The sequence below is a fragment of the Bacteroides sp. 3_1_13 genome (assembly GCF_001185845.1).
GTDB lineage: Bacteria > Bacteroidota > Bacteroidia > Bacteroidales > Bacteroidaceae > Bacteroides > Bacteroides xylanisolvens.
Genome location: NZ_KQ236956.1, coordinates 699241 through 722458 on the forward strand (window position 1 = coordinate 699241; position 23218 = coordinate 722458).

The 23218-nt window shown below is 40.5% G+C and carries 19 protein-coding genes and 1 pseudogene; 12 read left to right on the forward strand and 8 right to left on the reverse strand.

Annotated features, from left to right (window positions below; genetic code table 11):
• Positions 1-155: 155 nt before the first annotated feature.
• Positions 156-1409, forward strand: a complete 1254-nt coding sequence (locus tag HMPREF9009_RS15290; RefSeq protein ID WP_049702620.1) for an Nramp family divalent metal transporter — start codon at positions 156-158, stop codon at positions 1407-1409.
• A 29-nt stretch (positions 1410-1438) separates the two neighbouring features.
• Entirely contained in the window at positions 1439-2200 is a 762-nt protein-coding gene (locus tag HMPREF9009_RS15295) for an exodeoxyribonuclease III (protein WP_008016274.1), read from the forward strand.
• Here the strand turns inward: HMPREF9009_RS15295 and HMPREF9009_RS15300 are convergent.
• Both HMPREF9009_RS15300 and HMPREF9009_RS15305 read right to left on the reverse strand, forming a co-directional pair.
• The gene (locus HMPREF9009_RS15300; RefSeq protein WP_004312772.1) at positions 2195-2602 is read right to left on the reverse strand and encodes a secondary thiamine-phosphate synthase enzyme YjbQ; all 408 of its coding nucleotides are present in this window, start codon (positions 2600-2602) and stop codon (positions 2195-2197) included. The two genes, HMPREF9009_RS15295 and HMPREF9009_RS15300, sit on opposite strands and share 6 nt — an antisense overlap.
• Positions 2603-2617: 15 nt before the next feature.
• Positions 2618-2884 carry a hypothetical protein gene (locus HMPREF9009_RS15305; RefSeq protein WP_008643710.1) on the reverse strand — a complete coding sequence of 89 codons (267 nt, stop codon included), beginning with the start codon at positions 2882-2884 and terminating at the stop codon, positions 2618-2620.
• A gap of 92 nt (positions 2885-2976) precedes the next feature.
• Between HMPREF9009_RS15305 and HMPREF9009_RS15310 the strand changes: the two genes are divergently transcribed.
• The 5 genes from HMPREF9009_RS15310 (at position 2977) to nhaA (ending at position 8366) form a co-directional block, all read left to right on the forward strand.
• Complete coding sequence (locus HMPREF9009_RS15310; RefSeq protein ID WP_004312774.1) at positions 2977-3435, forward strand: C-GCAxxG-C-C family protein; 459 nt, start codon at positions 2977-2979, stop codon at positions 3433-3435.
• 154 nt (positions 3436-3589) lie between these two features.
• Positions 3590-3790, forward strand: a complete 201-nt coding sequence (locus HMPREF9009_RS15315; RefSeq protein WP_004295603.1) for a winged helix-turn-helix domain-containing protein — start codon at positions 3590-3592, stop codon at positions 3788-3790.
• Positions 3791-3918: 128 nt separating this feature from the next.
• Positions 3919-5700 carry a translation elongation factor 4 gene (lepA, locus tag HMPREF9009_RS15320; protein WP_004312779.1) on the forward strand — a complete coding sequence of 594 codons (1782 nt, stop codon included), beginning with the start codon at positions 3919-3921 and terminating at the stop codon, positions 5698-5700.
• A gap of 140 nt (positions 5701-5840) precedes the next feature.
• Entirely contained in the window at positions 5841-7019 is a 1179-nt protein-coding gene (locus HMPREF9009_RS15325; protein WP_008022685.1) for a hypothetical protein, read from the forward strand.
• Between the two features lie 45 nt (positions 7020-7064).
• Positions 7065-8366 (forward strand): Na+/H+ antiporter NhaA, encoded by a 1302-nt coding sequence (gene nhaA, locus HMPREF9009_RS15330; RefSeq protein ID WP_008643706.1) that lies wholly within the window; start codon positions 7065-7067, stop codon positions 8364-8366.
• Here the strand turns inward: nhaA and HMPREF9009_RS15335 are convergent.
• From HMPREF9009_RS15335 to HMPREF9009_RS15350, 4 genes are all read right to left on the reverse strand, one after another.
• Positions 8363-9598: a DNA recombination protein RmuC gene (locus HMPREF9009_RS15335; RefSeq protein WP_004312785.1), complete on the reverse strand. Its 1236-nt coding sequence runs from the start codon at positions 9596-9598 to the stop codon at positions 8363-8365. The genes nhaA and HMPREF9009_RS15335 overlap by 4 nt on opposite strands.
• Positions 9598-10452, reverse strand: coding sequence for a type I methionyl aminopeptidase (map, locus tag HMPREF9009_RS15340; RefSeq protein ID WP_008022681.1), 855 nt, complete (start codon positions 10450-10452; stop codon positions 9598-9600). The genes HMPREF9009_RS15335 and map overlap by 1 nt, the downstream gene beginning before the upstream one ends.
• A 100-nt stretch (positions 10453-10552) precedes the next feature.
• On the reverse strand, positions 10553-11176 hold the full coding sequence (locus tag HMPREF9009_RS15345) for a DUF4858 domain-containing protein (protein WP_004312789.1): 624 nt from the start codon (positions 11174-11176) through the stop codon (positions 10553-10555).
• Between the two features lie 111 nt (positions 11177-11287).
• Positions 11288-12928 (reverse strand): B12-binding domain-containing radical SAM protein, encoded by a 1641-nt coding sequence (locus HMPREF9009_RS15350; protein ID WP_049702621.1) that lies wholly within the window; start codon positions 12926-12928, stop codon positions 11288-11290.
• A 111-nt stretch (positions 12929-13039) separates the two neighbouring features.
• Between HMPREF9009_RS15350 and HMPREF9009_RS15355 the strand changes: the two genes are divergently transcribed.
• Entirely contained in the window at positions 13040-13438 is a 399-nt protein-coding gene (locus tag HMPREF9009_RS15355; RefSeq protein WP_049702622.1) for a hypothetical protein, read from the forward strand.
• A 74-nt stretch (positions 13439-13512) separates the two neighbouring features.
• Here the strand turns inward: HMPREF9009_RS15355 and HMPREF9009_RS15360 are convergent, their stop codons facing one another.
• Both HMPREF9009_RS15360 and rlmD read right to left on the reverse strand, forming a co-directional pair.
• Positions 13513-14433 carry an RluA family pseudouridine synthase gene (locus HMPREF9009_RS15360; protein ID WP_004312314.1) on the reverse strand — a complete coding sequence of 307 codons (921 nt, stop codon included), beginning with the start codon at positions 14431-14433 and terminating at the stop codon, positions 13513-13515.
• Positions 14434-14535: 102 nt separating this feature from the next.
• Positions 14536-15906 (reverse strand): 23S rRNA (uracil(1939)-C(5))-methyltransferase RlmD, encoded by a 1371-nt coding sequence (gene rlmD, locus HMPREF9009_RS15365; RefSeq protein WP_255353101.1) that lies wholly within the window; start codon positions 15904-15906, stop codon positions 14536-14538.
• Positions 15907-16153: 247 nt separating this feature from the next.
• Between rlmD and ppdK the strand changes: the two genes are divergently transcribed.
• The 4 genes and pseudogenes from ppdK (at position 16154) to HMPREF9009_RS15385 (ending at position 23130) form a co-directional block, all read left to right on the forward strand.
• Positions 16154-18874 (forward strand): pyruvate, phosphate dikinase, encoded by a 2721-nt coding sequence (gene ppdK / locus HMPREF9009_RS15370; RefSeq protein WP_015531005.1) that lies wholly within the window; start codon positions 16154-16156, stop codon positions 18872-18874.
• 203 nt (positions 18875-19077) lie between these two features.
• Entirely contained in the window at positions 19078-20271 is a 1194-nt protein-coding gene (locus HMPREF9009_RS15375; protein WP_049703345.1) for a tyrosine-type recombinase/integrase, read from the forward strand.
• A 222-nt stretch (positions 20272-20493) separates the two neighbouring features.
• Positions 20494-20880, forward strand: a pseudogene (locus tag HMPREF9009_RS26235) (hypothetical protein); the annotation flags it as partial.
• Positions 20881-20961: 81 nt separating this feature from the next.
• Complete coding sequence (locus tag HMPREF9009_RS15385) at positions 20962-23130, forward strand: DEAD/DEAH box helicase family protein (RefSeq protein ID WP_049702624.1); 2169 nt, start codon at positions 20962-20964, stop codon at positions 23128-23130.
• Positions 23131-23218: the final 88 nt, after the last annotated feature.

Below are 23218 nucleotides of genomic sequence, written 5' to 3' on the forward strand. Positions count from 1 at the left end.
TAGTCCTTACTCAACCCTTTTATAATAATGTTCTCATAATTAGTGTATCATCTGTGTCCATAGGTCATCTACTTATTGGTCGGTATTTTGAACTAAAATTGATTCTCACTCGTTATTTATAAGTATATTTGTACTGGATAAACTATTATGCAAAAATGAAGAATATTTTTCAAGACTTAAGACGCAAAGATCATAAACGCTATCTGGGTGGACTGGATGTTTTTAAATATATTGGTCCGGGGCTACTGGTTACTGTAGGATTTATTGATCCGGGAAACTGGGCTTCTAATTTCGCCGCCGGTTCCGAATTCGGCTATTCCTTGCTTTGGGTGGTTACCTTGTCTACCATCATGCTGATTATCCTTCAGCACAATGTTGCTCACTTGGGAATCGTTACCGGACTTTGCCTTTCGGAGGCGGCCACTAAGTACACTCCTAAATGGGTGTCACGACCTATTCTTGGCACAGCAGTACTGGCGTCGATCTCTACTTCCCTGGCGGAAATTCTGGGAGGTGCCATCGCGTTGGAAATGTTATTGGATATTCCTATTATATGGGGAGCTGTATTGACTACGCTTTTTGTCTCCATCATGCTTTTCACTAATTCGTATAAAAAGATAGAACGTTCCATCATTGCGTTCGTTTCTGTTATCGGGCTTTCATTTATTTATGAATTGTTTCTGGTGGAAATAGACTGGCCGGCTGCAACGGCGGGGTGGGTGACTCCTTCTTTCCCGAAGGGTAGTATGCTGATTATCATGAGTGTGTTGGGAGCGGTAGTGATGCCTCATAATCTGTTCCTTCATTCGGAGGTGATACAGAGTCACGAGTACAATAAGAAGGATGATGCTTCTATTAAGAAGGTATTGAAATATGAGTTGTTTGACACTCTTTTCTCAATGATTGTCGGTTGGGCGATTAACAGTGCCATGATTCTGCTGGCGGCCGCCACTTTCTTTAAAAGCGGTATTCAGGTAGAGGAACTGCAACAGGCTAAGTCTTTGCTCGAACCTTTATTGGGAAGTAATGCGGCAATTGTATTTGCATTGGCATTGCTGATGGCGGGCATTTCGTCAACTATTACGAGCGGAATGGCGGCAGGTTCTATTTTTGCAGGTATTTTCGGCGAGTCTTATCATATCAAGGACAGTCACTCGCAGGTGGGAGTTCTCTTGTCTTTGGGAATTGCCTTATTGCTGATTTTCTTTATTGGAGATCCGTTTAAAGGATTGATTATTTCGCAGATGGTACTTAGTATTCAATTGCCTTTCACCGTGTTCTTACAGGTGGGACTGACGTCTTCCCGAAAGGTGATGGGCGATTATGTCAATAGTCGTTGGAGTACGTTCGTGTTGTACTCGATTGCTATTATCGTTTCGGTACTGAACATTATGCTTTTGTTTTCATAAAATGAACATGAACTTATAAATATAGAATGATGAAAATTATTACTTATAACGTGAACGGACTACGTGCTGCCGTATCTAAAGGGTTACCGGAATGGTTGGCACAGGAGAATCCTGATATTCTTTGTCTGCAAGAGACGAAACTGCAACCGGACCAATATCCGGGAGAAGTGTTTGAAGCATTGGGCTACAAGTCTTATTTGTACTCGGCGCAGAAGAAGGGATACAGTGGAGTGGCTATACTTACCAAGCGGGAACCGGACCATGTGGAATATGGGATGGGAATGGAAGCATACGATAATGAAGGACGTTTCATCCGTGCGGACTTCGGAGACTTGTCGGTAGTCAGCGTTTACCATCCTTCGGGAACGAGCGGAGATGAACGCCAGGCCTTTAAAATGGTCTGGTTGGAAGATTTCCAGAAATATGTGATGGAGTTGCAGAAGTCTCGTCCCAACTTGATTCTTTGCGGCGATTATAATATCTGTCACGAGCCGATTGATATTCATGACCCTGTCCGGAACGCGACCAACAGCGGTTTCCTTCCTGAAGAACGGGAATGGATGACGCGTTTCCTGTCTGCGGGATATGTGGACTCTTTCCGTACGCTTTGTCCGGAGAAACAGGAATATACCTGGTGGAGCTATCGTTTTAATTCGCGTGCCAAGAATAAAGGCTGGAGAATTGATTATTGTATGGTCAGTGAGCCGGTACGCCCGCTGTTGAAACGGGCGTATATCTTGAATGAGGCCGTACATTCCGACCATTGTCCGATGGCTCTGGAAATATTATAGAATGGTAATACTCAATTTACGGGTGTCTCCTCCGTCGCGAAACTCGCCGAGGTAGACGCCTTGCCATGTACCTAAGTTCAAACGGTGGTTTTTGATGGGGATGGTGACCGAGCTTCCTATCAGGGAGGCTTTTATATGGGCACTCATATCGTCAGGGCCTTCAAGGGTATGGATGAAGTAGGGAGCACCGTCGGGAACAAGTTTATTAAAAAACGTCTGAAAGTCATGCCGTACGTCCGGGTCTGCATTTTCGTTGATAGTCAGTCCGGCAGAAGTGTGTTTGATAAAGACTACCAGCAGACCGCTTTCAGGAAGTGGGGGTAGCTGTGAGACAATATCGCGCGTGATTAGATGAAATCCGCGCGAATAATGAGGTAGTTGGATGTCAAATGTTGTAGCCATATATATTTTAGCTTTTTAAAATTTGGATGGTGGATTCAGATCCACATACGGATCTTTGACGGCTGATTCCATCATCGCGTTGATTGTGATTCCTGTGTCTTCTTTATAATTCCTTCTTTTGTTCCATTCACGTATGTCCTTGAGAGTGACATCACGTTTCTTTCTGTTTTGAGGGAAATTACTTTTTCTTTTCCTATCGGCATATTCATCCTTTCTGGCTGCGCTCATCATAGCTTGGATGGCAATGGCTGTCGATTCTTTATATGAAATAGTTTTGTTCATATTTTCTTTTTTTTGATTTTAATCTTTACGCCCTATCTGATACAAAGATACTTTTTTATACTTTTGCACAAAATAAAAATGCAAAATAGTTTATGGAAGATAGAATACAGAAAGCAGTGGAGCTTTTTAAGAGTGGATATAACTGCTCACAGTCGGTGGTAGCGGCTTTTGCGGACATGTATGGATTTACACAGGAACAGGCATTGCGTATGAGTGCTTCTTTTGGCGGGGGCATCGGACGGATGCGTGAAACGTGTGGAGCTGCCTGCGGCATGTTTCTGGTGGCAGGCTTGGAAACCGGTGCTACGGAAGCAACTGACCGGGAAGGAAAAGCTGCCAATTATGCGGTAGTGCAAGAACTGGCGGCTGAATTTAAGAAGCGTAACGGCTCGCTGATTTGTGGCGAATTGTTGGGATTAAAGAAAAAAGAGCCGGTCTCCACTATTCCGGAAGAGCGTACTGCTCAATATTATAGCAAGCGTCCCTGTGCAAAAATGGTTGAAGAAGCGGCAAGAATTTGGTCTGAATATCTCGAAAAGCATCCAAAATGAGCTCCTAAAATGCTTTTTTATTACAAAAACGGTAAAAAAGTGCTCAATAAAGTGTTATATAACATAAAAATAACTATCTTTGCCTCCGAAATAAAATCTGAAAGTCTTTTGGCTGGAAAGATTTTAAGCATGTCTAACTAAAATTGCAAAGCAAATGTTGAAAGAAAAAGCTGGTGTAATTGCAGGTACTATCTGGAATGCACTGAACGAAACAGAAGGAATGACTGCCAAGCAGCTTAAAAAAGCAACTAAATTGGTTGACAAAGATCTGTTTCTCGGCCTTGGCTGGTTATTGAGAGAAGACAAAGTCTCTGTGGAAGAAGTTGAAGGTGAACTCTTCATCAAATTGATCTAAGCGAGTAACTCACTTAAGCAATAAAAAAATGCGTTGGTACATAATCATAATGTTATCAACGCATTTTTTTTTATTCCGCCATTTACGTATCTTTGCACACCAAAAAGATAAAATAATAAGAATTCAGAATGAAGAATATACGCAACTTTTGCATTATTGCTCATATTGACCACGGTAAGTCGACTTTGGCTGACCGTTTGTTGGAGTTTACACATACCATTCAGGTGACTTCCGGGCAGATGCTTGATAATATGGATCTGGAGAAGGAAAGAGGGATCACTATCAAGAGCCATGCTATCCAGATGGAATATACTTATCAGGGTGAAAAGTATATCCTTAACTTGATTGACACCCCGGGACATGTGGACTTTTCGTATGAGGTATCGCGTTCTATTGCTGCGTGTGAAGGTGCGTTGCTGATTGTCGATGCCTCCCAGGGAGTGCAGGCGCAGACGATTTCAAATCTGTATATGGCCATTGAGCATGACCTTGAGATTATTCCGGTGATTAATAAATGTGACATGGCGAGCGCCAATCCCGAAGAAGTGGAAGATGAGATCGTTGAATTGTTGGGCTGCAAACGGGAGGAAGTAATCCGTGCGTCCGGTAAAACGGGGATGGGAGTGGAAGAGATACTGGCGGCTGTGATTGAGCGGATTCCTCATCCGGAAGGAGATGAAGAGGCTCCGTTGCAGGCTTTGATTTTCGACTCTGTATTTAATTCTTTCCGCGGAATTATTGCTTATTTCAAGATCGAAAACGGTATGATTCGCAAGGGAGACAAGGTGAAGTTCTTCAATACGGGAAAAGAGTATGACGCCGATGAAGTAGGGGTGTTGAAAATGGATATGGTGCCTCGTAACGAACTTCGTACGGGAGATGTAGGATATATTATTTCCGGTATCAAGACTTCCAAAGAGGTGAAAGTGGGAGATACCATTACGCATATTGCCCGTCCGTGTGAAAAGGCTATTGCCGGTTTTGAGGAAGTGAAGCCGATGGTGTTTGCCGGAGTTTATCCGATTGAAGCGGAGGATTTTGAAGATCTCCGTGCGTCTTTGGAGAAGTTGCAGTTGAATGACGCGTCTTTGACTTTCCAGCCGGAATCTTCGTTGGCTTTGGGTTTTGGCTTCCGTTGTGGTTTCCTCGGATTGCTCCACATGGAGATTGTGCAGGAGCGCTTGGACCGTGAGTTTGATATGAATGTGATTACTACGGTGCCGAACGTTTCTTACCATATATATGATAAACAAGGTAATATGAAGGAAGTGCACAACCCCGGTGGTATGCCCGACCCGACTATGATTGACCATATCGAAGAGCCGTATATCAAAGCATCTATTATTACTACTACCGATTATATCGGTCCTATCATGACGCTTTGTTTAGGTAAACGTGGTGAATTGATTAAACAGGAATATATCTCCGGTAACCGGGTGGAAATCTATTATAATATGCCTTTGGGAGAAATTGTGATTGACTTTTATGATAAGTTGAAGAGTATTTCCAAAGGGTATGCTTCGTTTGATTATCATCCGAATGGTTTCCGTACTTCCAAACTGGTGAAGTTGGATATCCTCTTGAACGGTGAGCCTGTGGATGCGCTTTCCACTTTGACGCATATTGACAATGCTTACGATATGGGACGCCGGATGTGTGAGAAGTTGAAGGAACTTATTCCGCGTCAACAGTTTGATATTGCCATTCAGGCAGCTATCGGAGCGAAGATTATTTCTCGTGAAACCATTAAGGCGGTTCGTAAGGATGTGACCGCGAAGTGTTATGGTGGCGACGTGAGCCGTAAACGTAAACTGCTTGAAAAACAGAAAAGAGGTAAAAAACGAATGAAACAAATCGGTAACGTGGAAGTGCCGCAGAAAGCCTTCCTCGCCGTACTGAAGCTGGATTAAAAAACACTGCCGCAAGCAATTTTTCAGAGATATGTTCTGAACAAATTGACTTGCGGTTAGTTTTTAATACACCAGGTGATTGCCTTCTGTCTGCAGAGCTTTCCTTGGCAATCACTTTTTAGGAACAAACAACTATAAATATGAGAAAAGTTCTGTCTTTTTCGGGCTTCCTGATGCTGGGGCTCGTCGTTTCGCAATTCCTGCCGATGATGGCGGGGGATGGCTATGGAGCTGTTAAATCCATATCGAATGTATTGCTCTATGTATGCCTTAGTTTTATAATGATTAATGTAGGCCGTGAATTCGTTCTTGATAAGACACGATGGAAAAGTTACGCCCAGGATTATTTTATTGCTATGGCTACGGCTGCTTTGCCATGGTTTATGATTGCCATCTATTATGTGTTTGTATTGCTTCCACCCGATTTTTGGAATAGTTGGGAAGCCTGGAAGGAGAATTTGCTGTTGAGCCGTTTTGCCGCACCGACATCAGCCGGTATTTTGTTTACGATGTTGGCGGCTATCGGGTTAAAGTCCAGTTGGATTTATAAGAAGATACAGGTATTGGCTATTTTCGATGATTTGGATACGATTCTTTTGATGATTCCTCTTCAGATTATGATGATCGGGCTGCGCTGGCAGTTGATTATTGTGGTGGTGATTGTGTTCCTGTTATTATCGATCGGCTGGCAAAGGCTGAATAAGTACGATTGGCGTCAGGATTGGAAGGCTATCCTCTTTTATTCAATAATCATATTTTTGACTACTCAAATTCTTTATCTCGGTAGTAAGGAATTGTATGGGGAGGAGGGAAGTATTCATATTGAAGTCCTACTGCCTGCATTTGTGCTGGGTATGATTATGAAACATAAGGAACATGATACGCCCGTGGAACGAAAGGTTTCTACCGGAATTTCATTTTTCTTCATGTTCCTGGTGGGGATGAGTATGCCGCATTTTATTGGAGTGAACTTTGCGGAGACTCATGCAGGTGCTTATTCCGTCACCGGTTCGCAGGAGATGATGTCGTGGGGGATGATTATGTTTCATGTGGTGATTGTCTCTTTATTGTCGAATATAGGAAAGCTTTGCCCGATGTTCTTTTACCGTGACCGGAAATTAAGCGAGCGACTGGCTCTTTCTATCGGTATGTTTACCCGTGGTGAGGTAGGAGCCGGAATTATTTTCATTGCATTGGGCTATAACTTGGGTGGTCCGGCATTGGTAATTTCTGTGCTTACCTTGGTACTGAATCTGATTTTGACAGGAATTTTTGTACTTTGGGTCAAAAATCTTGCTTTAAGGAGTTATACTAATTAGAAAATTCTGTATATTGCAAAACTAATATTATAAAAACATTTCGTTATGACTATTTTGCGGACTATGCGGAACTTCTCGTCTATGAATATCACGGCGAGTATTCTTTTATTCCTGGCTGCTATCTCGGCAGCCATTATTGCGAACTCTTCTGTGGCTCCGGTATATCAGGAATTTTTGTCGCATGAACTTCATTTACAGATAGGAAATTTTAATTTGCTTTCGCATGGTGGGGAAAATCTGCGAATGATTGAGTTTATCAATGATGGTTTGATGACGATTTTCTTTTTATTGGTTGGACTGGAAATCAAACGTGAGTTATTGGTAGGTGAGCTTTCCTCTTTCCGTAAGGCGGCGTTGCCTTTCATTGCCGCTTGTGGTGGGATGTTGTTGCCTGTAATGATCTATTCGCTTATTTGTGTTCCGGGTAGTGAAGGCGGACATGGACTCGCCATTCCTATGGCTACGGATATTGCTTTTTCATTGGGGGTGTTGAGCTTATTAGGCAGCCGTGTGCCGTTGAGTTTGAAGATTTTTTTGACTGCTTTTGCGGTAGTCGATGATATCGGGGGAATTTTGGTGATCGCTCTTTTTTATAGTTCACATGTTGCCTATGGCTATCTTTTGGTAGCTATACTCTTTTATATTTTACTTTATTTTATAGGAAAGTATGGAACGACAAATAAGGTATTCTTCTTGGTGATTGGGGTGATTATCTGGTATTTATTTTTGCAATCCGGTATTCATAGCACTATTTCGGGAGTTATTCTTGCTTTTGTTATTCCCGCTAAACCTCGTCTGAATGTAGGGAAGTACATCGAAAAAATTCGTCATACCATTGCCGGTTTTCCGGCAATGCAATCTGAAAGCATTGTGCTGACTAATGAGCAAATAGCCAAGTTGAAAGAGGTCGAATCGGCTTCCGACCGTGTAATTAGTCCGTTGCAGTCATTAGAAGATAATTTGCATGGAACAGTCAATTATTTGATTCTTCCTCTTTTTGCATTTGTCAATGCCGGCGTTGTGTTTAGTGGGGGAGGCGAATTAGTGGGAGCTGTCAGTATTGCTGTTGCTGCCGGTCTGTTACTGGGAAAATTTATTGGAATATATTTCTTTACCTGGCTGGCTATAAAAATAAGATTGACTCCCATGCCTTTAGGGATGACCTGGAAGAATCTTTCCGGAGTTGCATTGTTGGGAGGTATTGGCTTTACTGTATCACTCTTTATCGCTAATCTTTCTTTTGGGGTAGACTATCCTGTATTATTGAATCAGGCCAAATTTGGTGTATTGACCGGAACCGTACTTTCCGGCTTACTGGGATATGTCGTACTTCGGATTTCGCTTTAATCTGTCGATTCATCGTCTCCATCATCTATCGGAAGAATTTTCATGCTTTCTTCATGTGGCAATTGTTCAACTTGGCGGAGTTTTCGTTCGATAGCGCGAGTCCGCTTACCCATTACTTCTTCTAGTTGGTCGCCGGCATTTTGAAGGTTTTTCTGTACTTTTTCGAGTAGTCCTCCGAATTTGCTGAATTCTGTTTTTACAGCTCCTAATACCGTCCAAACCTCTCCCGTTCGCTTTTGAATAGCTAACGTGCGGAATCCCATTTGCAGGCTATTTAGGATAGCCCCTAGTGTAGTAGGTCCTGTGACAACTATTTTGTAATCTTTTTGCAGAGTTTCTACCAGACTTGTTCTTCGGATTACTTCGGCATAAATGCTTTCAAAAGGCAGAAACATAATGGCGAAGTCTGTGGTAAAAGGAGGATCTACATATTTGTCGTGAATGTCTTTTGCCATTTTTTTGATGGTTGTTTCCAATTGCTTGCCGGACGATTCTATCAATGCAGTATCTCCTGCTTCAAAAGCATCATAATATTGTTCGTACACATCTTTGGGAAATTTAGCGTCGATAGGCAGATAGACGGTGCTGTTCGCATCATCCTTTCCCGGAAGTTTGATTGCAAACTCAACGAATTCGGTTCCGCTTTTCTTGGTTTTTACATTAGCGTCGTATTGTTCCGGACTCATCATCTGCTCTAATAATGCTCCTAACTGAACTTCGCCGAATGTACCACGCATTTTTACATTGCTCAACACCTTCTTTAATCCGCCTACGTCTTGAGCCAGAGATTTCATTTCGCCTAGTCCTTTCTGCACATTCTCAAGTTGTGAGCGGACAATTTCAAATGATTGGCCAATGCGTTCGTTTAATGTCTTTTGCAATTTTTCTTCCACCATTGTCCTCATGTCATCCAACCTCTTTTCGGTCGATTTAATCAATGATTCCTGTTGACGGGCCATCATATCGAACTTCTGACGCTGCAGCTCTCCGTTAGTCAACATATTTTTGTGCAATACGTCTTGCAATTGCTGCATATTCTGATTCAGCGTTTGAGTCATCTCCAGGCGGAGCTCCCGGATGCTGCGATTCAGTTCTTCGCGATTCTCCTGCATTTGTTGGCGCAAAGCTGTTTGCAGTTGTTCCGCTTGCGTTTGATTATTACCTTTTGTAAGTGACAGTATTAGTAAGACTATCACTAATGCGGCAATAACGATAAGTAAAATTAATTCCATTAATAAGTAAGAATTTCGTTTCCGTTTTCAGTAATCAGAATCATGTTTTCCCATTGGGCTGAGGGGAGTCCGTCGTCGGTGCAGACAGTCCATCCGTCGGCATCATCTATAAAGACTTCGTAGGTTCCCATGTTAATCATGGGTTCTATGGTAAAGGTCATTCCCGGTACGATCATCATGCCCGTACCCCGTCGGCCGAAATGCTCTACGTCCGGTTCCTCATGGAATTGCATACCTACGCCATGTCCGCAGAGATCACGAACTACGCTGAAACCGTTCTTTTCTGCATGTTCCTGGATGGCTGCGCCTACATCACCCAGTTGTTTCCAGGGTTGTGCGGCGGCAATACCTATTTCCATGCACTCTTTGGTGACTTGTACTAATCTTTGCATGTCAGGATTGACATCGCCAATCATAAACATACGGGATGCATCAGAGAAATATCCTTTGTAAATGGTAGAAACGTCCACATTGATAATGTCTCCGCTTTTTAGAATCTCATTTTTGTTGGGAATACCGTGACAAACCACGTCGTTAATGCTTGTGCATACACTTTTAGGAAATCCTTCGTAGTTGAGTGGGGCAGGGATAGCACCGTGGCTGGTGGTGAAATCATATACCAATACATCAATCTCTTCAGTAGACATTCCTTCGCGAATATTTTCTGAAATATAGTCCAACAGTGCAGTATTGATTTTTGCACTTTCCCGGATGCCTTCCAGTTGTTCGGGGGTACGGAGTACTTTACGCGGTGGAAGTTTGTAACCTTGTTTTCTGTATTTCTGTATTTTTGCTTCTACTTCTGCCGGATAATTAGAGGGGGTAAACCGGAATCCCTTGATAAAGTTCTTCATTATGATAGCATATTTAATCGTATGACAAAGGTACGAGAATAAATGGAAAATATGCTTTCTTGCTTTCTAAAACTTTTCGATCCTCAATTATCAATAGGATTTACCATTCGTATGAAACGCTAACTTGAGGTATCCATTCCCATCTTTTTCGTATAGCATTATATTGGTATTGCATCCCTGTTTTGATTTTCCAGTTTTTATTTATTTTGAAAACGACATTACTTCCCAATTTGGTTGGTTCCACTTCGGAGGGAAGCCCTCGGTATCTTCGGGTATCGAGGTTTTGTGAACCATATATGTCGAGAGACCATCTGGAGGATAATTTATATTCCATTTGGCTTTGGATATGGAAATGATTGGAATTTTCTGCAAAGTCGCTTTTACTATGCAGAATAAGATTCTTGTTTATTCTTAGCCAGGAATAAGTGGGTAAAAAGGTGGAACCTGGCTTTTGGAACATCTTGTATGTGTGAATAGAAGGTTTCGAAAAGATTGTGGAAGATTTTAAAGTGGGTAGTGTGGGATCAAAATCTACAAATGGTTTTCGAGAGTACATTTTTTGCTCTACTTTTTCGATAAGCTTTCTGTTTATCTTGATTTCCTGATCGGATTCCAACATTTGCTGAAGTCTCAATGAGTCCTGTTTGCTCCATTCTTGCCCTGCTGCGGATAAGGGGAACAATAATAAACAAAGAATATTCAATTGATATTTCCGAATGTCCATACACTGTGCTAGTAAAGTTTATTGTATGGACGGTGAAAAACAGGATATGCTGCTTTGAACGATTAGTGAATAGTAATTATTTCACATAATATGGGAATACTTTTCTTTTGTTTATGATAATTTTCTAGCTTTGAAAACCGGTTGTATCTTCTGAATTTCCGATTCAAAGCCAAACCAGTAGCCATGTCCTTCTTCATCGACAGGGAGGAAACATAGTCGTAGATTTTCACGGTATGCACCGTATACTACTTCCCAACTTTCAGGAGGTAACTGTCTTTTGGTTCTTACTTTTTCTGCCGGAGCTTTTTTTAATGACATACCTGCTTCTATCCATGCAATACTGACTTGTGTCAGGTAGTCGGGATAATGATTCTTGCAGAAATCATAAAGGATTAATCCTCTTCTTTCCAAGCTAAGAGGAGTGTCGATGACATCTGTCCGGACCAGATGGTCGAGTAGGTCATGTATGAAATGGGGGTTCTCCAAAATTAGTATACGGGTGATATTTCGCCAGGTAGGAGTGTTATAGAAACCGTCTAACAGGCGTGACAGATAATGGGCTGTTTGTAACTCATCTACCGTGATTTCACGGGTTTGAAGTACTTCGTATGGAGGAAGTGGAGAATACTGTATACCTAATTCATCCGCTCTTCTTCGCATTTCGGTGCCCGGAAGTAATTTCAGAGATTCCAGTTGGATTTCTCCTGCGCCATACTCGGTTAAGGTACGGACGTCATCGAAAATCTCTGATAGATGGTAGAGTGGGAGTCCAGCTATCAAGTCGGCATGAGTTTCCATGTTTTCAAGTGAGCATAGATAGTGGAGTCCGGCCAAAGCATCGGAGAGTTTTCCTATTCTTCGACTTTGTTCAAGCACGTTTTCCCGAAGGCTTTGGATACCGGCTTCCAGGTGCAGCAGACCTTTAGGCAGAGTGGCTAATTTCTGTTTGAGTTTATCGGAAAGTAGTGCCGGATGAATTTCCAGATGGAAACAGATGTCCGGGTATTCGCGGAATAAGTTTAATAGCTCTTTTGCCCGTTTATTATTGTAATTGAAAGTACGGTCCAGTACTCGCACGTTTTTGATTCCGTGTTCGTGTATCACGTCGAGACGTTCTTTGATTGCTTCGAGAGATAAGGTACGAACCGGCTTTTCACCTCCACTGACACAAAAAGCACAGGTGTTAAAACATCCCCGGGTAGTTTCTAACTGCACAAATGGTTTGCTCCAATTGAAGAAACGGCTTTTTTCAGGAGGAACCAATTCAGAAAAGTTCATGACGCGGGCGAGCCCGTTATCCTGATATTCTCCTGATTCATTCAGGTAACAAAGTCCTGTGATTGATTTCCATTCCTTTCTTGGCTGATTCCACACTTTTAACCATAATGGAAATACTTCTTCGCCTTCTCCGCGAAACACTCCGCTTACAAATTTGTTCTTATATAAGAAAGCTTCATTATCTCCTAAAAACTCGGGACCTCCGAGTATAACACAGCAGTGAGGTAGTAATGCTTTTGCGCGTGAAACAATGTGCAGGAGTTGCTCATGATTGAATAGCCAATTGGTAGCTGCAATGATATCCGGTTGATGGCGGTAGATTTGATTGACGACACTGCCAGTGTTTTCATTGATCGTAGCGGAGACGGTACACCATTCAATGTCTGTATTATTTGCTATTTGGGCATGTAAGGCAGGTAATGCCAACGAAGAATGAGCGTACGAACTATTTAAATCAAGCCAAAGAAGTTTCATGTGGAAATTTTAATATTATCTTCGCAAAGGTACAAAAAACTTGTGGCTTGTGATGTATAGTAAATAAAAAACGCTAATTTTGTATTAATAAACGCAATAAACTAGAGAATTATGGAAATGATAAAGAGATATGCGGGTATCTTGATGATGCTGACTTTATTGGTTGGCTTTACTTCGTGTGAAGACGATGAAGATATTTATGACGATTTGATGGGACGTACTTGGGTTGGTGATTTATGGTTCGGTTCTAACAATAATCCGATAGAAAGTGGTATTCGTTTGGATAACAATGGTTTGGGAATAGATTACCAAGTCTTTGACTACGATGGTAGGCCGGCCGGTGATTTGCCATTCCGTTGGTGGGTGGATTATGGAACATTGTATCTTGATTATGGTTATGATTTTGCTTTACGTGAGATTAGAGGTGTTCGTGTTAGAGGTCGTTATTTGCAAGGTGATTTGTATCTTGATGGAGAATATATTGATTATATTGAGTTGCAGATGCAATAGAATAAATTATAATTTAAATAGAAAAGGAGTTATATCAATCGATATAACTCCTTTTCTATTTTGAGCATATTGTTTTATTTTTTTAGAAACAACTTTTTAAATTCCGCCGGATAAGGCGTCTCGAACTCCATTAAATCTCCCGTTACCGGATGATAAAAACAAAGTTTAAAGGCGTGGAGTGCTAGGCGTCCGATAGGGTTGGGAGAATCTTCTCTTCCATATCTTCCGTCGCCGATAATAGGATGGCCTAAATCCTGCATGTGTACACGAATCTGATTCTTTCGGCCAGTTTCCAAATCGAGTTCCAACAGAGAATATCCGTTAGCGCGTTTGATTGTCTTATAGTGGGTAATAGATTTTGATCCACCGTCATCATATTCACTGGAACTTACGTAAAGCGTTTTATCAGTCAGCCAGGAAACGACTGTATCATAGTCTTTTTCCATACTACCTTCCACTACGGCTACATATCGGCGGTCGGTCACTATCTCATGCCAGTTGTCGCGTAGCGTCCGCTGCGTTTTTTCATCTTTGGCAAACATCATCAAACCGGAAGTATCTCTATCTAAGCGGTGAACGATAAACACACGGAATTGACGTCCGGAGCGTTGCACATATTCATTCAGTATCGTGTAGGCAGTGCGCTCTTTCTGACGCTCCGTATTGACGGATAGAAGTCCTTGCATCTTTTCGACGACAATGATATAGGCGTCTTCATATACAATCTTCAGCAATCTGTTATTAAATTCTTTCTTTCCCTTTTGCTTGCTGATTTTCACTTTCATGCCTGCTTCAAGGGGAAAGTTGAATTGCGTGGTTATCACATTATCAACAAACACGACCCGCTTGCTTAACAACGATTTTAATTTCGTGCGACTTGCATCCGGCATCTTGGCAGCCAGGAACTCCATTAATTCCATGGGCTCTTTGACTGCATAATTGGTATATTGAGCACGTGCTTTTTCAGCAGGAGTTCTTCTAGGTCTTTTTTTCATTTCTTTTTTCTTTTGAGAATTTATTTTTCACCACAGATTCCACAGATTAACACAGATTTTTATTACTGATTATTATAATCTGTGTAATCTGTGGTGAACTCTTTATCGAAGTTCCAGCAACACCACATTTTCTACGTGGTGAGTGTGAGGGAACATATCTACAGGTTGAACAGCCTTCACCTTATACTTTTCATCCAGTAATTGTAGATCCCGCGCTTGAGTAGCAGGATTACAACTAACATATACAATTCGTTTCGGTTCCGCAAATAAAATGACATCAATCACATCCTGGTGCATACCGGCACGGGGAGGGTCTGTGATGATTACGTCGGGGCGTCCATGCTGATTGATGAAATCCTGCGTCAGCATATCTTTCATATCACCGGCATAAAAAATTGCGTTCTTGATATCATTGATCTCTGCATTCACCTTTGCGTCTTCAATAGCTTCCGGCACGTATTCGATACCGATCACCTGACGGGCTTGGCGTGAAACGAAATTGGCAATTGTTCCTGTTCCTGTATAGAGGTCATATACCAGTTCGTTTCCTGTTAATCCGGCAAAGTTACGGGCTATCTTATATAAATTATAAGCCTGTTCCGAGTTAGTCTGATAGAATGATTTCGGGCCGACCTTGAAACGCAGGCCTTCCATCTCTTCAAAGATGTGGTCTTTCCCTTTAAATACGTGAACGTCCAAATCATTGATGGTATCGTTGCACTTATTATTAATAATGTATAGAAGCGAAGTGATTTCGGGGAAAGAGTCCGCTACGAATTGGAGTAATTGCTTGAACAGTTCCATTTCGTGATCTTCTGTAATCTTGCAAATGACGATTACCATCAGTTCCCCTGTGGAAGATGTGCGTATAATCATATTCCGCAGCATACCTTCCTGTGTGCGCAGATTGATGAAAGAATAATCGTGTTTGTAAGCGTAGTCACGTACTGCGTTCCGGATGCGGTTGGATATATCATCCTGCAACCAGCATTTCTCAATAGCCAGTACTTTGTCGAATGCTCCCGGAATGTGGAAACCTACCGCATTCATCTGATCGTATTTCACGTCCTGACGAACTTCCTCGTTTGTCAACCAGCGCTTATTTGAAAAGGTGAATTCCAGTTTGTTCCTGTAAAACTCCGTTTTGTCAGAACCGAGAATCGGAGAAATCTCGGGAAGTTCGATCTTTCCGATACGTCTCAAATTATCTTCCACTTGCTTTTGCTTATATCTGATCTGCTCTGAATAGGGGAGCACTTGCCACTTGCAGCCACCGCATACGCCATAATGTTGGCAGAAAGGAACAGCGCGATTGGGCGACAGCTCGTGAAACTTTACCGCTTCAGCTTCGGCATATTTATTCTTTTTACGCTTGATTTGCAGGTCTACAACATCACCCGGCACTACATAAGGAACAAAAATCACTAGGTCGTTTACTTTTGCTATGGCTTTTCCTTCGGCAGCCACATCCATGATTGTTACCTTCTCCAATAAGGGAAGCTCTTTTTTCTTTCTTGCCACTTTTACACCAGTCTAATAATTACTTTGCAAAAGTAGGTATTTTTTTTGGAAAAAATTCGGGTATACAGAATTATTCCGGATTGTAATGTCGAAATTGCATTTTGATAGAAAGTTTTTTCGCAAAAAGTTTTCAAGTTTGCGAAATATCCTTAGATTTGCGAACAGAAAAAAGTCATAATGTAACTTTAAACACAATATTATGGATAAAAAAAGAGTTTATACCTTTGGTAATGGTCAGGCAGAAGGAAAGGCTGACATGAAGAATTTGCTCGGTGGTAAGGGAGCCAACCTTGCTGAAATGAATTTAATCGGAATTCCTGTCCCTCCCGGATTCACAATAACTACAGATGTTTGTACGGAATACAATACGTTAGGACGTGATAAAGTGGTTGAGTTGCTGAAAGATGAAGTTGTAAAAGCGATCGCTCATGTGGAAGCGTTGATGAAATCTAAATTCGGTGATGTTGAAAATCCTTTGTTGGTATCTGTACGTTCCGGTGCACGCGCATCTATGCCGGGTATGATGGATACGATCCTGAACCTCGGATTGAATGATGAAGTGGTGGAAGGTATTATCCGTAAAACGGGTAATGCACGTTTTGCATGGGACTCTTATCGTCGTTTTGTACAGATGTACGGTGACGTTGTGTTGGGCATGAAGCCTACCAATAAAGATGATATTGACCCGTTCGAAGCTATCATCGAAGAGGTGAAGAAAGCGAAAGGGGTAGAACTGGATAACGAGTTGAAAGTGGAAGACTTGCAGGAACTCGTAAAGAAATTCAAGGCCGCTGTAAAAGAACAGACCGGAAAAGATTTCCCGACTTGTGCATACGAACAACTTTGGGGAGCTATCTGTGCTGTATTTGATTCATGGATGAATGAACGCGCTATTCTTTATCGTAAGATGGAAGGTATACCTGATGAATGGGGTACAGCTGTCAATGTACAGGCTATGGTGTTCGGTAATATGGGTGATACATCGGCTACAGGTGTTTGTTTCTCACGAGATGCCGGTACAGGCGAAGATCTTTTCAATGGTGAATACCTGATTAACGCACAAGGTGAAGATGTAGTGGCAGGTATCCGTACTCCACAGCAGATCACTAAGATTGGTTCTCAACGTTGGGCTGTATTGGCTGGCATTACCGAAGATGTTCGTGCTGCTAAATTCCCTTCAATGGAAGAAGCAATGCCGGAAATCTATAAAGAACTGGATGCTCTTCAGACTAAACTGGAAAATCATTATAAAGATATGCAGGACATGGAGTTCACCGTACAGGAAGGTAAACTCTGGTTCCTCCAGACACGTAACGGTAAGCGTACAGGTGCTGCCATGGTAAAGATTGCTATGGACTTGCTCCGTCAGGGTATGATTGACGAAAAGACTGCTTTGATGCGCGTGGAACCGAATAAACTTGATGAATTGCTCCACCCTGTATTCGATAAGGATGCTTTGAAGAAAGCCAAAGTGTTGACCCGTGGTCTTCCGGCTTCTCCGGGTGCTGCAACCGGTCAGATCGTATTCTTTGCTGATGATGCTGCCGAATGGCATGCTGCCGGTAAACGTGTGGTGATGGTGCGTATCGAAACTTCTCCGGAAGACTTGGCCGGTATGGCAGTTGCCGAAGGTATTCTTACGGCTCGTGGCGGTATGACTTCTCACGCGGCTGTTGTGGCTCGTGGTATGGGTAAATGCTGCGTATCGGGTGCAGGTGCATTGAACATTGATTATAAAAACCGTACGGTAGAGATTGACGGTGTATTGCTGAAAGAAGGTGACTATATCTCTTTGAACGGAAGTACAGGTGTAGTATATAATGGCAAGGTAGAAACGAAAGCTGCAGAGCTTTCCGGCGACTTTGCCGAATTGATGACACTGGCTGATAAATATACTCGTTTGCAGGTACGTACCAATGCGGATACTCCTCATGATGCGGAAGTTGCACGTAACTTCGGTGCAGTAGGTATCGGCCTTTGCCGTACAGAACACATGTTCTTCGAAGGCGAAAAGATCAAAGCAATGCGTGAAATGATCCTGGCGGAAAATGCAGAAGGACGTCGGAAAGCATTGGCTAAGATTCTTCCATATCAACAAGAAGACTTCAAAGGTATCTTTAAAGCAATGGCTGGTTGCCCGGTAACCGTTCGTTTGCTCGATCCTCCTTTGCATGAGTTTGTTCCTCACGATTTGAAGGGACAGCAAGAAATGGCGGATACGATGGGTGTAAGCCTGCAATATATCCAGCAACGTGTAGAATCACTCTGTGAACATAACCCGATGTTAGGTCACCGTGGTTGCCGTTTAGGAAATACTTATCCTGAAATTACTCAAATGCAGACACGTGCAATTTTGGGTGCTGCATTGGAACTGAAGAAAGAAGGAGTGGAAACTCATCCGGAAATCATGGTTCCGTTAACCGGTATCTTGTATGAATTCAAGGAGCAGGAAAATGTGATTCGCTCGGAAGCTAAGAAATTGTTTGAGGAAGTAGGAGATAGTATTGACTTCAAAGTAGGTACAATGATCGAGATCCCGCGTGCTGCTTTGACTGCCGACCGTATTGCTTCTTCTGCCGAGTTCTTCTCATTCGGTACAAATGACTTGACGCAGATGACCTTCGGTTATTCTCGTGATGATATAGCTTCTTTCCTTCCTGTTTATCTGGAAAAGAAGATTTTGAAAGTAGACCCGTTCCAGGTTCTCGACCAGAATGGTGTGGGACAGCTGGTACGTATGGCGACAGAAAAAGGCCGTGCTATCCGTCCGGATTTGAAATGTGGTATCTGTGGTGAACATGGTGGTGAACCTTCTTCTGTGAAGTTCTGTCACCGGGTAGGTTTGAATTACGTTAGTTGTTCTCCATTTAGAGTGCCGATTGCCAGACTGGCGGCGGCTCAGGCAGCTATTGAAGGATAGTCAAATACGCTGGTTAGGTACTTAACTATCTGATAAATCAATATTAATCAGTAAGTTATAGAGGGATTTGCTTTTATAGTAAGTCCCTCTTTCTATTGTTATAATAGTCTGTTTTTAATGATTGTTTGACTCTATGTTTGCATAAAGGAAGCATGGTGTTTGCAGTGAATATGTTATGTTAAACAATTAAATATTAGATGATTATGGCAACATTTAAAGCATGTGTTAGGTCACAGAGAAGTGATGGCTTGTTTGCTGTATTAATAAGGGTTACTCATAATAGAGTTGCAAGATATATAAATACAGATAAAACAGTAGATAAATCCAAATTACGTAAAGGGGAAATTAAAGACCCTGAAATACTTTCTTATTGTTCCAACCTTATTAAACTCTATAGTGATAGATTGAATGCTGTAGATATATCCAGTTGGGATACCAATGAGGTTGTATCCTATTTACAACACATAGATGAAGATATATCTTTTTCTAAATATGCTAGGAAGTATGTTTTGGAGATGGCTACTGTTAGGGGGATGGTTAGGAATGCAAAGAACTACAGATGGGCATATCAATCATTGGAAAGGTTTGCAGAGTCAGAGAATATAATGTTTTCAAAGCTTACTACAAAGTTTATTCAAGACTGGATTAGCTCTTTAGCATCTACAAATAGGGCAAAGGAAATGTATCCAACTTGTATTAGAATGATATATAATGCAGCTCTTGAAGAGTATAATGATTATGATAAGAATATCATCCGAATCAAATTACAACCTTTTAGGAAGATTTCAATACCTAAAGCTGATGTTCCAGAGAAGAGAGCTTTGGATATAGATATATTAAAGAGATTCTTTACAGGTGAAATACCTGAATCTAATTTAAAAGTATCTCTACCAGAATTAAGTAGAGATGTAGCAGAAATGGTTTTCTGTCTAGCAGGGATGAATACAGCAGACATCTTTGAACTACGTAAGGAGAATTTAAGAGAGGGAGTATTATGTTATCATAGATTAAAGACAAAGAAGTTTAGGCGTGATGGTGCATATTTGGAAATCAAGATACCATCAAGGATATTATATTTATTCGAGAAATACAAGTCAGATAATGAATACCTTCTGAATTTTAATAAAAGGTATCAGGATGGTAACTGTTTTAATGTTAATGTAAACAATGGTTTAAAATCTTATTGCAAGTATAATGAACTTCCTGATATCTGTATTTATAATTTCAGGCATTCATGGGCTACCATTGCCCAGAATAATTGTGGAGCTAGTACAGCAGAGGTTGGGTTTGCATTGAATCATTCATCCGCACATAGGGTAACAGAAGGGTACATTAAGAAAGATTATTCTCCAATTAGTATATTGAATAATAAGGTTATTGAATATGTATTTGGGTAATATTAGTTGGTGCTGATAGCACCACAAGTGGTAAAAAGAATCTTTATAGCTAGTAACTATAGGGATTCTTTAGTATCTTTGCGCACTAAGGTGTATATTTTATATAAATATTATATGAGTAGAAGCAGCCAAGACCTTAAGGTTGATTAAACAGAGGAAGTAGCAGACTTTCAAGAGTTAGGAGATGAGTTAGCTAATCTTGACCTCAAGAATGCTTTTGCTGTTGACCTTGATAGTCTATTGCACCAACTATGGGAGATTAGAGCAGATAACAATATAGCTTTCAAGAACCTTAATAATGCAGTTATGTACTGGGCACTTGATGAGGAACACCCATTCAAAGTTGCTATAAGAAGGAGCTTTACCTTAAATAAGAGCTATTCCGCAAGTGAAACACAGGATAGGCTGACTCTTATAGTCCAATACCATCTACATAAAGCACTGAAACCTAGAAAATATGTAGCCTTATTGAAGAATATGTATGCTACTGATAGAACATCTAGGAATAAGTATATCATTAGAAGTGAGAATCCTAGAGATTTTAAAGGACACATTAGTAGGATAGCCATCAAGGAGAACAATCTTTTGAAATACTTTATGCTCCAGTAAATTCCCATGTATTCATTTTTATTTTTATTAGGGAAAGTGAATACAAAAGACTACTTTTGACCATAACTAATAAAAAGAACTATGAACACAATAAATAATATTACATTTGATGACAATCAATTACCTGATAGTAGATATGAAATACTATTTTGTACAGGAATCCCTAAATCATTTGAAGATGGGCATCCTAGTATGATTCAAATAATCAATGGTGCAGATGTAAACTGTGAAAATGTAGACTTGAAGTGCAAAGTAAATTGGCTAGAGAAAAATAAAGTTATTGAATCAATTAGCTTTATGATGCCAAGAGATGATGCTCATCTAAAAGATGTATTCACAACTTCTCCTTATGGGTTAATCAAGAAAAATAGAACTGGAATTGGAGCTACAACGCTTGAATTAGATTCTCCAAGAAATAGTATTGTAGTTGTTCCTACAAGAACATTAGCCTATAGTAAAGCTGTGAATAGTAGAATTGAAGGAGATGAAAATAAGTACAAGATACTTTATGTAGGTGGAAAAATCACAGGATTCAATCCTCCTAAAATACCCACATACCTTGCTGATTCATCCATTAAATACAAGAAGTTCATAGTTGTTGCTAATAGTTTACCAAGCTTATTAAACATCATAGGAAAAGAAAACTACAAAGACTACTTCCTCATGGTAGATGAAATTGATTCATATCAATATGATTGTAGCTACAGACCTGAAATGGAAGATGTTATTGACTATTATTTTCAGTTTCCCCCAACCCAAAGATGTCTGGTCTCTGCTACTGTCAGTAGATTCTCCAACAAATTAATAGAAGATGAACCTGTTATTAATGTGGAATTTAATGAACCTCTCCCCAGAAATATCAGATTAATTCATACAGATGACACTAATATACGAGTCAAAAAGAGTATTGAAGATATTATATCCACTCATCCAAATGATAAAATATTGGTAGCATATAATTCAATATCAAACTGTGGATATATTATTAATAGCCTTGCAGATGAGTTGAAAACAGATTGTGCAATGCTATGCAGTACCAAGAATGAATCCACTGTGGAACATTACAGTGATATCACTGATAATCAACTCCCCCAAAAGATTTCATTTATGACTTGCACCTACTTTGTTGGTATTGACATTACAGAGAGATTCCATCTAATCACTGTTATCAATTCTAAGAAATTCCATACAGTGCTATCTGTTGACAAATTACAACAGATAGCAGGTAGATGTAGAAGTTCAGAAGGTTTACTTAGTGAGACTATAATCTACTCAACCAAAGAAAGTACCAATAACCTTAATCCAAATGATGTATGCAATGAAGCATTAATAGATGCTAAACAATTAATCCACTTTGGTAAGTTATATTCAACTCTAAAATATAAATTCCCTACAACAGATATATTTAGAAATGAAATTGATACAACAGAGTTTATTAGAAAGACAGCTAGAAGTTATCATGGAACTAAACCTGTTCAAATATTGAGGCAAGATATTCATGGAGATTTAATGCCTTCATTTTTCAATATAGATTATATAAGAATACAAATTGAGTTATTAAAAAATCTATATTCTCAAGCCCCCCATCTAATGGACAAATTAATTGTTGAAGGACATAATATAGAATATCAAAACCTCCAAGAACAAGAAAGAATAACAGATGCCGTTATTGAAGAAACAGATGCACAAACTCTATTATCAAATGAAAGTCAAAGAGATGAGCTCATTACGCTATTACGAGAAGAGACAACTCTGGAAGGTAGAGAAAGAACTGCTAATACCCTGCGTACACAATGTTCTTCAGCAAATAGAATATTCCTTGAGCACTTTATTGAGTTACACAAGTATGTTCCATTTGAAACTCTAATAGATAAGTTGGTACTATATAATAAAGCTAGTGAGTATAAAAAGCTAAGAAATTATGTGCTATTTTGGGCTTTAGAAGAGAGTCATTCAATAAAAGTTACAATGCGGCAAAATCTACCACTTAATGAAACCTACACTGGAGAAGAATTAGCTGCAAGATTTAATACCATATCTGGATTATTGGGGCTTGGAGAATTAAGTTCAAGACAAGCCATTCCATTTTTAAAAGAGTTCTGTAAACTTTCTACTAGAACTACTAAAAGAGTAAACAATACTCCTACAGGTGCATATAAAATCCTTAGCTATAACCCTTTTGGGCTAAATGTAGAGCCGTTGCAACATATTCCCGCGACTAAAGACATGCGTAAAGAATTCATATTCTAAAGTTTGTATTCACTTCTCTTATATTATAATTCCAGAGTGAATACACAACTATATCCTCAATCCCTTGTTTTCCCACCAGAAGGCAGGG

What these genes read in the sequence shown, in the direction of transcription:
- HMPREF9009_RS15305 (WP_008643710.1), bottom strand. Translation starts at nt 2,884, where the DNA reads ATGAACAAAACTATTTCATATAAAGAATCGACAGCCATTGCCATCCAA.
- HMPREF9009_RS15375 (WP_049703345.1), top strand. Translation starts at nt 19,078, where the DNA reads ATGGCAACATTTAAAGCATGTGTTAGGTCACAGAGAAGTGATGGCTTG.
- HMPREF9009_RS15345 (WP_004312789.1), bottom strand. Translation starts at nt 11,176, where the DNA reads ATGGACATTCGGAAATATCAATTGAATATTCTTTGTTTATTATTGTTC.
- ppdK (WP_015531005.1), top strand. Translation starts at nt 16,154, where the DNA reads ATGGATAAAAAAAGAGTTTATACCTTTGGTAATGGTCAGGCAGAAGGA.
- HMPREF9009_RS15315 (WP_004295603.1), top strand. Translation starts at nt 3,590, where the DNA reads ATGTTGAAAGAAAAAGCTGGTGTAATTGCAGGTACTATCTGGAATGCA.
- nhaA (WP_008643706.1), top strand. Translation starts at nt 7,065, where the DNA reads ATGACTATTTTGCGGACTATGCGGAACTTCTCGTCTATGAATATCACG.
- HMPREF9009_RS15310 (WP_004312774.1), top strand. Translation starts at nt 2,977, where the DNA reads ATGGAAGATAGAATACAGAAAGCAGTGGAGCTTTTTAAGAGTGGATAT.
- HMPREF9009_RS15385 (WP_049702624.1), top strand. Translation starts at nt 20,962, where the DNA reads ATGAACACAATAAATAATATTACATTTGATGACAATCAATTACCTGAT.
- HMPREF9009_RS15350 (WP_049702621.1), bottom strand. Translation starts at nt 12,928, where the DNA reads ATGAAACTTCTTTGGCTTGATTTAAATAGTTCGTACGCTCATTCTTCG.
- map (WP_008022681.1), bottom strand. Translation starts at nt 10,452, where the DNA reads ATGAAGAACTTTATCAAGGGATTCCGGTTTACCCCCTCTAATTATCCG.
- HMPREF9009_RS15360 (WP_004312314.1), bottom strand. Translation starts at nt 14,433, where the DNA reads ATGAAAAAAAGACCTAGAAGAACTCCTGCTGAAAAAGCACGTGCTCAA.
- lepA (WP_004312779.1), top strand. Translation starts at nt 3,919, where the DNA reads ATGAAGAATATACGCAACTTTTGCATTATTGCTCATATTGACCACGGT.
- HMPREF9009_RS15325 (WP_008022685.1), top strand. Translation starts at nt 5,841, where the DNA reads ATGAGAAAAGTTCTGTCTTTTTCGGGCTTCCTGATGCTGGGGCTCGTC.
- HMPREF9009_RS15290 (WP_049702620.1), top strand. Translation starts at nt 156, where the DNA reads ATGAAGAATATTTTTCAAGACTTAAGACGCAAAGATCATAAACGCTAT.
- HMPREF9009_RS15295 (WP_008016274.1), top strand. Translation starts at nt 1,439, where the DNA reads ATGAAAATTATTACTTATAACGTGAACGGACTACGTGCTGCCGTATCT.
- HMPREF9009_RS15335 (WP_004312785.1), bottom strand. Translation starts at nt 9,598, where the DNA reads ATGGAATTAATTTTACTTATCGTTATTGCCGCATTAGTGATAGTCTTA.
- rlmD (WP_255353101.1), bottom strand. Translation starts at nt 15,906, where the DNA reads ATGGATGTGGCTGCCGAAGGAAAAGCCATAGCAAAAGTAAACGACCTA.
- HMPREF9009_RS15300 (WP_004312772.1), bottom strand. Translation starts at nt 2,602, where the DNA reads ATGGCTACAACATTTGACATCCAACTACCTCATTATTCGCGCGGATTT.
- HMPREF9009_RS15355 (WP_049702622.1), top strand. Translation starts at nt 13,040, where the DNA reads ATGGAAATGATAAAGAGATATGCGGGTATCTTGATGATGCTGACTTTA.